The sequence below is a fragment of the Sphaerisporangium sp. NPDC051017 genome (assembly GCF_040683095.1).
GTDB lineage: Bacteria > Actinomycetota > Actinomycetes > Streptosporangiales > Streptosporangiaceae > Sphaerisporangium.
In genome coordinates this window covers 86,108-98,108 of record NZ_JBFBCI010000030.1, presented here as the reverse complement: position 1 = coordinate 98,108, position 12,001 = coordinate 86,108, and the positions used below count along the sequence as shown (strand labels likewise).

At 70.2% G+C, this 12,001-nt stretch carries 12 protein-coding genes; 6 read left to right on the top strand and 6 right to left on the bottom strand.

Annotated features, from left to right (window positions below; genetic code table 11):
* From AB0M95_RS23515 to AB0M95_RS23495, 5 genes are all read right to left on the bottom strand, one after another.
* Window positions 1-875: ricin-type beta-trefoil lectin domain protein (locus AB0M95_RS23515; RefSeq protein ID WP_363768269.1), on the bottom strand; the 875-nt coding region annotated here is incomplete at its 3' end.
* Window positions 876-1,208: 333 nt separating this feature from the next.
* Window positions 1,209-2,024, bottom strand: a complete 816-nt coding sequence (locus AB0M95_RS23510; protein WP_363768266.1) for an alpha/beta hydrolase — start codon at window positions 2,022-2,024, stop codon at window positions 1,209-1,211.
* A gap of 20 nt (window positions 2,025-2,044) precedes the next feature.
* Window positions 2,045-2,641, bottom strand: a complete 597-nt coding sequence (locus AB0M95_RS23505) for an RraA family protein (RefSeq protein WP_358523116.1) — start codon at window positions 2,639-2,641, stop codon at window positions 2,045-2,047.
* Window positions 2,638-3,306 (bottom strand): RraA family protein, encoded by a 669-nt coding sequence (locus AB0M95_RS23500; protein WP_363768263.1) that lies wholly within the window; start codon window positions 3,304-3,306, stop codon window positions 2,638-2,640. Before AB0M95_RS23500 ends, AB0M95_RS23505 begins: the two co-directional genes overlap by 4 nt.
* Complete coding sequence (locus AB0M95_RS23495) at window positions 3,306-3,968, bottom strand: RraA family protein (protein ID WP_358523111.1); 663 nt, start codon at window positions 3,966-3,968, stop codon at window positions 3,306-3,308. The genes AB0M95_RS23500 and AB0M95_RS23495 overlap by 1 nt, the downstream gene beginning before the upstream one ends.
* A 74-nt stretch (window positions 3,969-4,042) precedes the next feature.
* Between AB0M95_RS23495 and AB0M95_RS23490 the strand changes: the two genes are divergently transcribed.
* Complete coding sequence (locus AB0M95_RS23490; protein WP_358523109.1) at window positions 4,043-4,954, top strand: LysR family transcriptional regulator; 912 nt, start codon at window positions 4,043-4,045, stop codon at window positions 4,952-4,954.
* Window positions 4,955-5,264: 310 nt separating this feature from the next.
* On the opposite strand, the gene AB0M95_RS23485 is transcribed toward AB0M95_RS23490, so the two are convergent.
* Window positions 5,265-7,004 carry an efflux RND transporter periplasmic adaptor subunit gene (locus tag AB0M95_RS23485; protein ID WP_363768260.1) on the bottom strand — a complete coding sequence of 580 codons (1,740 nt, stop codon included), beginning with the start codon at window positions 7,002-7,004 and terminating at the stop codon, window positions 5,265-5,267.
* A 211-nt stretch (window positions 7,005-7,215) separates the two neighbouring features.
* On the opposite strand from AB0M95_RS23485, the gene AB0M95_RS23480 reads away from it, so the two are divergent.
* The 5 genes from AB0M95_RS23480 to AB0M95_RS23460 all read left to right on the top strand — a co-directional run bounded on the left by AB0M95_RS23480 (window position 7,216) and on the right by AB0M95_RS23460 (window position 11,964).
* Window positions 7,216-8,391 carry an HlyD family efflux transporter periplasmic adaptor subunit gene (locus AB0M95_RS23480; RefSeq protein ID WP_363768257.1) on the top strand — a complete coding sequence of 392 codons (1,176 nt, stop codon included), beginning with the start codon at window positions 7,216-7,218 and terminating at the stop codon, window positions 8,389-8,391.
* Window positions 8,388-9,146: an ABC transporter ATP-binding protein gene (locus AB0M95_RS23475; protein WP_363768254.1), complete on the top strand. Its 759-nt coding sequence runs from the start codon at window positions 8,388-8,390 to the stop codon at window positions 9,144-9,146. The genes AB0M95_RS23480 and AB0M95_RS23475 overlap by 4 nt, the downstream gene beginning before the upstream one ends.
* Window positions 9,146-10,417, top strand: coding sequence for an ABC transporter permease (locus AB0M95_RS23470; RefSeq protein ID WP_363768251.1), 1,272 nt, complete (start codon window positions 9,146-9,148; stop codon window positions 10,415-10,417). Before AB0M95_RS23475 ends, AB0M95_RS23470 begins: the two co-directional genes overlap by 1 nt.
* Before the next feature lie 29 nt (window positions 10,418-10,446).
* Entirely contained in the window at window positions 10,447-11,082 is a 636-nt protein-coding gene (locus tag AB0M95_RS23465; RefSeq protein WP_363768248.1) for a hypothetical protein, read from the top strand.
* Between the two features lie 90 nt (window positions 11,083-11,172).
* Window positions 11,173-11,964 (top strand): response regulator transcription factor, encoded by a 792-nt coding sequence (locus AB0M95_RS23460; protein ID WP_363768245.1) that lies wholly within the window; start codon window positions 11,173-11,175, stop codon window positions 11,962-11,964.
* Window positions 11,965-12,001: the final 37 nt, after the last annotated feature.

The window sequence follows — 12,001 nt, the reverse complement described above, 5'->3', positions numbered from 1 at the left end:
CCGGCGTCGATGCACATCTCGCGGGCGGTGCCGAGGGTGTCCTTGATCACGATGGATCCGTCGCGGATCACCCAGATCTGATTCGGGTTGGCCAGGCACTGCCAGATGTAGACGTTGTCGAGGTTGTTGCGGGTGTTACCGGCGTCGATGCACATCTCGCGGGCGGTGCCGACGGTGTCGGCCACCTTGATGAGGCCGCCGTCGATGACGAACTTCTGGTTGGCATGGTCGAGGCACTGCCAGATCCGGATGTTGCCGTTGTTCTCGCGGCCGGGGGAGTCCAGGCACATCCCCCTCCGGGCCCCCGCGGGAGTGGCGACGTTCAGGGTGCCGTCGCTGATGGTGTACTCGGTGCCGTTGCCGGGGTCGGTGTAGCGGAAGGTGCCTGCGCCGGCTGGGAGGGTGGTCCCCGCCGGGGCCGAGGCGGCCACGGTGATCTGCGGGGAGAAGCGGAAGTAGCCGCGGGACGGCCAGCTGCTGCGGCCCCCGTTGATGCCATAGCCTTCACACGTCAGTGTGGTGTTGCCGGCGCTGAGGGCGCAGTTGCGCAGGCCGACATTGTTGCTCCGCCAGTTCGAGCCGTCGTCGCTGTACTGGGAGGGGACGGTGGTCTGCGGGGCGAAGACGGTGTTGCCCGGCGCGGTGAACACCACCTGCATGCCGGTGGGGGGCAGCAGGCCGGGGCCGCCGGTGTTCTGGTAGGTCCACGGCACGGCCCCGGTGGCGCCGGGCGTGATCGTCACGGTGGTCGGCACGTCCCGGCCGATGAAAGGCACCGCGGCGGCAGCGGGGGAGGCGATGACCCCGGCGAGCGTCAGCGACGTGGCCGCCACGGCGACGGCCGGACGGGTCAGGCAGGCTATGGGCATTCTCATACTCGTCAGCTCCAGTCGTTCACTTACAGTGACTGGGTCACGGTATGCAGGCGCGGTCTGCTCCGCCGCTGATCAGCGGGTGTTTCGGAGTCGGCGATCGGTAAAGATCGCCATGGCCGGGCCGTAGTAGCGGTCGCCACCGGCAAGCTGATCGGAACCCTGCACCCCACGGCACCGGTCTACCGAATGGGGAAGTCGGGTTCCCCCTGGGCCAGGGTCACGGTTCCCGGCGGTGGGGCCGCCCCGGTGGGGCGCAGGGAGAGCTGCTGGACGCGGGTGAGGGCCTGGGACGGCCGGAACTGATGCATCAACTGCCTCGGATTTCGGGATTGGTCAGGAGCCGGTGCGTGACTGGAACGTTGCGATCAGCTCCCACATCGCGACGGGGTTGGCGTACATGGGCCAGTGCCCGCTGTGCGGGACCTCGGCCAACTCGATGCCGTTCGCGGCGAGTTCGGGCAGGTAGGACAGGCGCGCGTTCTCGACGCCGTACATGAACATGCGGGGGAAGGGCAGGGCCAGGAACTTGGTCATCAGGTCGCCGTGGTCCGACAGATCGACCATCGACTCGAAGATCCCTCGCACTGCGCCCGCGCGTACCTTGTGGCGCAGGCTCGCCGCGTACAGTGCGCTGGAGGACTCGGTCGAACGGCGTGCCCGCTCGCTGAAATCGTCGAAGAAGCGCTGGTCGTCTGTCGCGGGGTGGGTGGCGATCTGCCGGCTCAGGAAGCAGTCTTCCGGCGTGACGTTGCCCTCGATGTCCACGAAACTCAGGATCCGGTCCGGTTCCTGGTGGGCGAGTATGAGTGCGGTGAGGCCGCCCATGGAGTGGCCGACGACGTGGAAGCGGTCGATACCCGCTGCCCGCAGCACCGCCTGGGCGGTCTTCACGAGGAACGGGATCGAGATCTTCGTCAGGTTCGCGCACCGTGTCTCCCCACAGCCCGGGGCGTCGTACGCGAGGAACGGCCGCCCGTCGAATGCCGGTTGGCGGACGAAGTCGGCGTAGTCCTCCTTTGTGGAGCCGAAGCCGTGCAGGAAGACGACAGGAGCGCGTTCACCGTCCCGTCGGACGGTGGTGACCCGCAGGGCCACCTCATCGATGTGGAGGCTCAGGTGTTCGTAGGTGAACTCGCTACCTGTGGCCAAGGCTTCTCCATTCACACAAGTCACACAAGGCGGTAGTACTCCAGCGTCGTGACGCCGCCGCGTATGGCTTCGAGGGCATTCTGCTCGGCCGCGACCCGTTCGTCGGACCGGTCGAGGGCCTTCGCCACTGCTTCGGCGGGTACGACGACCACGCCGTCCGCGTCGCCGACGACCAGGTCTCCGGGCCGGACGACGACTCCGCCGACCCGAACCGGTACGTCGAAGGTGCCGGGGTGGTCCTTGCCGGTGCCGACGACGGTGATGTGCCGGGCGAACACGGGGAAGCCGAGGCCCGCCTGTTCGGCGGTGTCCCGTACGCCACCGTCCACGACCAGGCCGAGGATGCCGCGCTGCTGGGCGGCGACGGCGAGGATCTCGCCCCAGTGGCCGTGCGCGGCGCCCTGAAGGTCGACCACGAGGAGGCTGCCGGCGGGGGCCTGCGCGACGGCACGGTGCAGGGCGAGGTTGTCGCCGCCGATGCCCTGCACGGTGAACGCCGGGCCGGCCACCCGCGCCCCCGACCAGGCAGGGCGCAGGGCCGGGTCGCAGGCGTGCGCGGCGCCTCGGCACGCCTCGTACAGGGTGGCGGTGCTGTGGCCGCGGGCCGCGTCCGTCATGTCGGCCTCCTCGTCTGGAGCCGGTGGTAGCCGAACTTCTCGCGGGCCTCGCGCAGGGTGCTGCCGGCGCGCGCCGCGTCGACGATGTCTGACTCGACGCGCTCGATGTCCTCGGAGATCTCGGTGACCCGCTCGGCCTTGGCGGCCGGCACGGCGAGCACTCCATCGGCGTCGGCGGCGATGAGAGTGCCGGGGCGTATCTCGATGCCGTTGACGGTGATCGGCTCGCCGATGGCGACCAGGCGCACCCGATCCTTGCCGGTGCGCATGAAGCGGCCGCGGCTGAAGAGCGGGTAGCTCCGCGTCAGTGAGGCGGACACGTCGCGGCAGACCCCGTTGATCACGGTCCCGGCGATACCGCGGGCGGCGGCGACCTCGGTCATGATGCCGCCCCAGACGGTGACGTCGGTACGACCGGCGTTGTCGATGACGATCACCGAGCCCGGCGGCACGTCATCGAGGAAGTCGCCGACCGTGCCGGCGCCGGCCTCGTCGACGGACGCGTAGCGGACGGTGAAGGCCGGCCCGACGGCTCGGAAGTCGTTCGCCAGGGGGGACAGGCCGTGCAGGGCGCCCTCAATGCCGATCCGGTCCAGGGCGTCGGACACGGCAGTGGTGGGCAGGGCACGAAGCCGGGCGACAAGATCGATGTCGCCGATGCTCATCACTTCTCCTCCTTCCCGGCCAGACGGGCATCGCGCATCGCGTTCGGGAGCGGAACCCCCGCGCGGACTTCCGCCTCGATCACCGCCTCCCGGTCCGCGACGGCCTGGGCCGCCTTGAGTACGTCAGCGGCCCGCTCACGGGGGACGACCACGACGCCACCCTCGTCCGCGAGCACGACGTCGCCGGGGTTGATCGTCACGCCGCCGATGACGATCGGCTCGCCTGCCGATTTCTGCCGCAGTCGTCCGCGCGCGGTCACCGGGACCTGCGCCCGCGCGTAGACGGGGAAGCCGAACTCCCTGGCCTGGCCGACATCCCGGCAGGCGCCGTCGGTGATCACGCCCCGGACGCCGTTCACCGCGGCGCCGAGGCTGACGATGCCACCCCAGGTGGAGACGTCGGTACGACCGGCGTTGGCGATCACGAGGACGTCCGTGGAACCGGACTCTGCGATCGTCCCGGTGAGGATATGGGCGCCGCCGTGCTCGGCGGTCAGCGGTTCGAGTTCAACGGTCTTCGCGAACCCGGCCACCTTCGGACGGCCCCACATCGGCCGGATGCCGCCCAGGCCGGCAGGGAGACCGCAGTTGTCGAGAGCGTCGGACACGGCGGCCGTGTCCAAGGCCGTGAACTGCGCCAACAAGGCTGCTTCAGCTGTCATGCCCTTCAGTGAAGCAAGACCAGTCAATATACTGAAGGTCTGATTTCCTCTCTCACTCATAGGCAGAGCGACTCATGATCGAGGTTCGCCAAGCCCGCTACTTCCTGGCTGTCGCGGAGACACTGCACTTCGGACGCGCCGCCGAGAAACTCGGCATGTCCCAACCGCCGCTGAGCCAGGCGATCCTTCAGCTGGAGCGGCAACTGGGAGCGCAGCTGTTCGATCGCACGGGGCGCAGTGTCAAGCTCACCGAGACCGGAAGGGCCTTCGCGGAGGAGTGCCGCAAGCTGGTGGCTGTCGCGCAGTACGCCCATGAGGTCGCCACCCAGGCCGAGGCGGGACTGGTGGGAACGCTGCGGATGGGGGTGGTGACCTCGGCGCTCAGCGAGCCCCTCCTCGGTGCTCTGGCCACGTTCCGGGAGACCCGTCCCCGTGTCGAGCTCCAGATCACGGAGGTGGACACGGGAACGGGACAGGAAGCCGTCGCCCAGCGCGAGATCGACATCGCCGTCATCCGGCCCAGCGCACCCGTACGCGGCCTGCGCATGCGGCCCTGGCGACATGACCACTTCGTGATCGCGCTGCCGGAGGAACACCCCCTCGCCGGCAACCCCGCGGACCCGGTCGACCTTTCCCGATTCGCCGACGAGCCCTGGGTCTGGCTGCGCCGCGAGGCGTCACCGGACTACCACGACCAACTCATGATGACCTGCCGCCGAGCCGGTTTCACCCCCGACGCACGGCACCTCGCCAACTCGATTCTGACCCAACTGGCCATGGTGACCTGCGGCCTCGGCGTCACCCTCGTCCCCAACGCGACCGCCTCGCGCACGTTCCGGCACCCCGTCGCCTACCGTCCCCTTACCGACCCCGCCGACATCGTCGAACTTTCCCTCGTCACCCGGGCCGGTACTCATGAACCACTGGTACAGGAATTCCTGCGTATCGCGTCGCACGGGCCGTCCGATGCGGCGCGGGACGACTGAGGCCGCAGCGCCGGCACACCCGCCTGCCGTTCTCCCCCGCAGAGACAGGCAACGGCGTCGCCGCCGGCGATCCGCCGTCTCGTCCCAGACGCCGACGGCGCTCAGATGCGCGCTGACCTGCGCGGGAGCGGGTTGCTCCCACTCGTGGTGTGGCGGGTGCGGCAGGCTTCCGGCGTCATGGGTGGTACGGCGTGGCCACATCACCGGCACCCGAGCGGCAGTATTGGCGGTGGCCGATCGTTACAACGGTGATCTACCAGTCTGGCGCCAACTAGCAGCAACTGGCAGTAACCGGCGACACCCTATGTGCTCAGGGGGACGGGAAGCCGTCGGTGGGGAAGGACGAGGGGCCTGTGGTGGGGAGTTCTATTTGGTCGCCGGGGGACAGGCCTGAGCGGATTTCGATGTACTGGTCGCCGCGGACGCCGGTCGTCACCTCGCGCGGTACGCTGCCGTTCCCCTGGCGGACCAGTACGGTCGCCGCGCCGTTCGGGCGGGTTCTCACCGCCTGGGCCGGGACGTAGATCGCCTCGTCGGCCTTCTCCACGGTGACCATCACGGTGGCCGTCTGTCCGAGCATCAGGCCCTTCGGCGGGTGATCGAAGGCGACGGTCACGCCGTACTGGACGAGGCGGCCGGTGGTGGTCGCGGCCGGGTCGATGTGGGTCACCTTGCCGTCGTAGGTCGTGCCCTGGCGGGTCGCGAGGGAGACCGACGCGGGTTGGCCGATCTTGAGGTGGCCGACGTCCGTCTGCGAGAACATGGCCTTGACCTGCAGCTCGTCGAGGTCGCCCAGGGTGACGAAGGTCGTCCCGGCGGTGGCGTCCGTACCGGCCGCGCCGGCGACGCTGAGGACGGTGCCCGCGGCGGGCGCCTTGATCTTGACACCCGCGAGCGCGTCCTCGGCCGTGTGCAGCGTGGTCTGGGCCTTGCCGACGTTCGCCTCGGCCTCGGCGACGGTCGTGACCTGCTGGCCGCCCTGTCCAGCTTGGCCGCCTTGTCCGCCCGCGCCGCCCTGGCCGGCGCCTCCTCCGGTTTGTGGCGCCTGTCCGCCTTGGCCGTTCCCCGACCTGCCTCCCTGTCCCGAGTTCCCCTGGGGTGCGGTCTGCTGCGGGTCGGGCTGCTGGTTCGGGTTCGCGCCCCCGTTCCCGTTCGGGGCGGTGCACTTACCGGTCGGCTTGCCGGTTGGCTTCTGCGTCGGCTTGGACGTGGGTTTTGTCGTCGGCTTGGAAGTGTGTTTGGCGGTGGGTTTGGAAGTGGGCTTGGGGGCGTGGGTCGAGGTCGGTTCGGGGTTCGGGGACGCGTGAGGTGTCCGGCCGTCGTGGCCGTCGCTCTGCCCGTTCCCGTACGAGCCCGTGTTTCCGTATGACACAGGGGCGATCCGGGGGCGGGGTGTGACGGTGTAGCCGTAGTGGCCGCCGTCACCGTTGGGGACGGAGGGCGTCGGTGAGGGGCTGGGCGTCGTGGGCGGGCAGTTCGCGGTCGGTCCCGAGGGTGGCGAGGACGGTTGCCCTTGTGGCCCGGTCGGCTTGCCACCGGGTTGGTTTCCGCCGTTTCCTCCAGAAGCACCGGATCCGCCGGAGCCGCCCGTGCCGCCGAAAGCACCGCCTCCACCCCCGGCCGCTCCGCCGCCGGAGGTCGCACCCGAAGCGCCCGTGCCCGCGGTCGTCTTGCCGTTCTTGATGTTGTCGAGCGTCTCCTCCGCGGCCGCGAGCGCGGCCCGTGCGGCGTCGACGTCCTCCTGGGCGAGCGTGTCGTCGACGCGGGCGAGGACCTGGCCCTTCTTGACCTTGTCCCCGGGCTGCACGTACACCTTCTCGACCGTCCCCGCGGCGCCGAAGGCCAGGTCGCGGCTGTGCGTGTCCACGGTGTTCCCGGCCGCCGAGACGGCGCTGACCACCGTGCCCCGTTTGGCGGACGCCGGCTCCACGCGCGCCGCGGGTGCGTCCTCGCCGCTGCCCGCGTACACCAGCCCGGCCCCCACCAGCATGATCGCCGCGAGGGTCAGGCCCCCGACGCGTACGGCGGCGGGAGGAGTGCTCGATCTCATGCGGGCCATCCTGGCGGGCTGACGTCATTCCAAGCTCAGCCCGAACTCAAAGTTCCCTGTGTAAATCCGGATGAAAAGGCCGCGATGAGCTGGGGCTTTGTCGAACCATAGGCCGGTATAGCGCTCTATGAGGCGCAAGTTGCCACGTTGTCAGGAAACCTTCAGGGACGTCGGAGGTTCGCCCAAGCGGCATGGTCCAGGCTCAATGGTCGTGAAGCTGTCGACGAAGCGCAGAGCGCTGATCGTGAACGGCGCCTTGGCCGTGCTGTTGGTGGGAGGCGCGGGCGTCGCGTACGCCTCCCTGAACCAGGGGCCGACGGCCGAGGCGGCACCGCTCACCACGCGCGTCACCCGGGGGACCGTCCTGTCGGCGGTCTCGGCGTCCGGGTCGGTGGAGAGCGCGAGGACCCGCTCGCTCAGCTTCGGCACGAGCGGCACCGTCGAGAAGATCTACGTCGAGGCCGGCGACAAGGTCGGCAAGAACCAGATCCTGGCCCGCGCGGACGACACCGCCGCACGGGACGCGCTCGACGCCGCCTCCGCGAGCCTCAGCGCGGCCAAGGACGGCGACACCACCACGGCCTCCGGGTACTCGCAGTACATTCAGGCCAGGAACTCCTACCGCGAGGCGAAGCGCGCGCTCGACGCCACCGTGATCAAGGCGCCCTTCGCCGGGACGGTCACGGCCGTGAACGGGACGGTCGGCGGCTCGTCGTCCGGCGGATCGTCCTCCTCGGGTTCGGGCTCGGGCACCGGATCCGGGCAAGGAGGAGGCGCTTCGGGCGGTTCGTCCGGGTCCGCGGGCTCGGATTCGTCCGGCGGGGGCTTCATCGAGATGGCCGACGCCGGCCGACTGCAGATCGTCGGCGACTTCACCGAGTCGGACGTGACGAAGCTGAAGACCGGCCAGCCCGCCACCGTGACGTTCGACGCGCTGCCGGGCGTGACCGCGAGCGGAAAGGTCACGCTCATCGACCCGGTGGCGCAGACGAACAACAACGTCGTGCAGTACTCCGCGACGATCTCGCTCAGCGACGTCCCCAAGACCGTGCGCCTCGGCCAGACCGCGACCGTCCAGGTCATCGTCGCCAAGGCCGACAACGCGCTCACCGTGCCGACCTCGGCGGTGAGGACCGCCGGCGGACAGAGCACCGTCACCGTCCTTGAGAACGGACGCCAGGTCGCCAAGCCGGTGCAGGTCGGCGTCAAGGGCGACACCACGACCGAGATCACCTCGGGGCTCAAGGAGGGAGACCAGGTGGTCCGCACGACGGGCGCCACGGGCGGCGGCCTCCAGGGCGGCTTCCCCGGCGGAGGCTTCCCCGGCGGCGGCATCCGCCTCGGCGGTGGCGGTGGCGGCTTCGGTGGCGGCGGAGGCCGAGGGTGAACCCGCGCGACGTCCCAGAAGGTCGCGAGGCCCCTGTCCTGGAGGTCCGCGAGGTCAGCAAGATCTACGGGACGGGTGACGCGCAGGTGCACGCGCTGCGCGGCGTGTCGCTCACCGTCGAGCGCGGGGACTACGTGGCCATCATGGGCGCCTCCGGCTCCGGCAAGTCGACGCTGATGAACATTGTCGGCTGCCTCGACGTACCCACCAGCGGCACCTACCTCGTGGACGGCACCGACGTCGGAGCGCTCGGCGACCGCCAGCTCGCCGTCCTCCGCAACAGGAAGATCGGTTTCGTGTTCCAGTCGTTCAACCTGATCCCGCGCATGAGCGCGCTGGCCAACGTCGAACTGCCCCTCGCGTACGGCGGGCTGGGCGCGGCGGCGCGGCGCAAGCGGGCCCTCGCGGCGCTCGGCCAGGTGGGTCTCGGCGACCGGATCCACCACGACCCGAACGAACTGTCCGGCGGCCAGCAGCAGCGCGTCGCCGTCGCCCGCGCGCTGGTCACCGCGCCGTCGCTGCTGCTCGCCGACGAGCCGACGGGCAACCTCGACACCACTTCGACCGCCGATGTGCTGCGCATCCTCGACCGGCTCAGTTCGTCGGGACGGACGATCGTCCTGATCACCCACGAGGACGACGTGGCCACGCACGCCAAGCGCGTCATCCGCCTGGTCGACGGGCGGATCGTCGAGGACCACCGCAAGGCGCCGGTCGACGGCCCTCCGCCCCGGTTCGCCGTGGTGGCCCCCTGATGAGCGCCCTGGAGGTCCTCCGCTTCGCCGTACGCGGGCTGACGGCGAACAAGATGCGCAGCGTGCTGACCACGCTCGGCATCCTGATCGGGGTCGCGGCGGTGATCCTGCTGGTCGCGGTGGGTGAGGGGACGTCGCGGTCCATCACCCAGAACATCCAGCGCCTCGGGGCCAACACGCTGACCGTGATGCAGTCCTTCTCGGGCGGCGGTGGCGGCGGTGGCGGCGGCTTCTTCGCAGGGGGTGGGGCCGCGCAGCAGCAGGGCGGCGCCGGCCCCCGTACGCAGGCCAAGGAACTCACCATCGAGGACGCCCGTGCCCTGACGGACGCCTCGGCCGCTCCCTCGGTGAAAAGCGTGTCGCCCGTGGTCAGCGCGTCGTCCCAGGCGGCCACGTACGAGGGCGCGAGCCACTCGATCGCCCAGCTCGTCGGCACCTACCCGAGCTACTTCGAGGCGTCCAACAAGCCGGTCGCCAAGGGCTCGTACTTCTACAACGACGACGTGACCGCCGCCCGGAAGATCATCGTGATCGGGCAGACCGTCGCCGACGACCTGTTCGGGAGCGTCGACCCGATCGGCAAGCAGGTCACGATCACCGGCGTGCCGTTCACGGTCGTCGGCGTGCTCAAACCGGCCGGATCCTCCGGCTTCCAGGACGCCGACGACATCGCGGTCGCGCCGCTGCCCGCCGTCCAGCAGAGCCTCACCGGGTACGGGCCGCTCGGGCAGATCATCGTCCAGGCCAAGAGCGCCACGGCGGTCGACGCGGCGCAGTCGGAGATCACGCAGATTCTCGACCAGCGGCACGGCATCACGGCGACCTCCACGGCCGACTACCGCATCCTCAACCAGGCGCAGCTCCAGGAGACGGTCAGCGCCGCCATCGGCACCTTCACCGTGCTGCTCGGCGCCGTCGCCGCCATCAGCCTGCTCGTCGGCGGCATCGGCATCACCAACATCATGCTGGTCACCGTCACCGAGCGGACCCGGGAGATCGGCATCCGCAAGGCCATCGGCGCCCCGCGCGGCGCGATCCTCGGCCAGTTCCTCGCGGAGGCCACCATGCTCAGCCTGATCGGCGGCCTGCTCGGGGTCGCCATCGGGTTCATCGGCAGCAGGTTCACGATCGCCGGCGTCCAGCCGGTCATCGTGCCCACCTCGATCGCGCTCGCGCTCGGCGTGTCCGTCGCGATCGGGCTGTTCTTCGGCAGCTACCCGGCGAACCGGGCCGCGAAGCTGCGCCCCATCGAAGCGCTGCGGCACGAGTGACGTACGGCCACCGGGATCAAGGAGTGAACATGAGCACGACCAGGCGCAAGCCGTACCCCTCCGAGGACTCCGCGCCCGACCATGCGCTGCTGGAGACCTCCCCGTTCGACGAGGACCTCGACACCGCGCTCGCCGCCCGGCCCGAGGGGCGGCGCGCGTCCAAGCTGACCGTGGCCCTTGGCGCGGGGGTGCTCCTCGTGGCCGGCATGCTCCTCGGCATCCAGGCCCAGAAGCTGTGGGGGACGCGGGCGGGCGGCGACCAGGCGGGCGTCGCGCAGGCGCTGCTCGCGGGCAACGGCGGCGCGGCCCAGCAACGTGCGGGTGGAGGCGCGGGGCGGGGCGGCTTCGGGGGCTTCGGTGGTGCCGGGGGTTCCGGCGGTCCCGCGGGTTCCGCCGGGCAGGGCGCCGGGGACGGTTTCACCGTCGGCACGGTGAAGCTCGTGGACGGCGGCAAGCTCTACGTCGAGACGCCCACCGGCGTTGTCATCGTCACGACCACCGGCGACACCAAGGTCCAGGTGAGCAAGGAGGGCAAGCTCAAGGACCTCAAGCCCGGCAGCCCCGTGGTCGTCCAGGGCACGCGCGGCACGAACGGCTCCGTCAGCGCGACCACCGTGAGCAGTGGCGGCGCGCTCGGGGGGTTCGGCAACCGGGGTGGCGGCTGATGTTCGCGCCGCGCCGATCCCTAGGATGTCCGGAAATTTCGCGAAAAGGTACGTAAGCGAGGCAAAGACTGATGCGAGTGGAGATGTGCCATGGCCTGGTCCGGTAACCGGGATGGTTCGGGCGGTCCCGGTGGTTCCGTCGGTCCCGGTGGCGCCGGGGGTTCAGGCGGCTCCACGGGATCCGGTGGTTCGGGCGCGGGCGAGGCCAGGCTGCTGGTCGTCGACGACGAGCCGAACATCCGCGAACTGCTGTCCGCCACCCTGCGCTACGCCGGGTTCGACGTCCTGACCGCCTCGGACGGGCGCGAGGCGGTGCAGCTCGCCGAGCGCGTACGGCCCGACCTGGTCGTCCTCGACGTCATGCTGCCCGACATGGACGGTTTCGCGGTCGCGGGCCGCCTGCGCACCGCGGGCCGCCGCGTGCCCGTCGTCTTCCTGACCGCGCGCGACGAGTCCAACAGCAAGCTCACAGGTCTCGGCCTCGGCGACGACTACGTGACCAAGCCGTTCAGCCTGGACGAGGTGCTCGCCCGCATCCGGGCCGTCCTGCGCCGCACCCGGGCCGACCTCAACCTGCCCTCACGGCTCCAGGTCGCCGACCTGGAGATGGACGAGGATGGGCACCAGGTCTGGCGGGCCGGAAGACGGGTGAAGCTGTCGCCCACGGAGTACAAGCTGCTGCACTACTTCATGGTCAACTCCGGCCGGGTGCTGTCGAAGGCGCAGATCCTCGACCACGTGTGGAACTACGACTTCGGCGGCGACCGCAACGTCGTCGAGTCGTACGTCTCCTACCTCCGGCGCAAGATCGACACCGTGGAGCCGCGGCTCATCCACACGCTCCGGGGGGTGGGTTACGTCCTACGCGCACCACGCCACTGACGCGCCCCCACCCCCCGAGCGTGACACACCTCCGGAC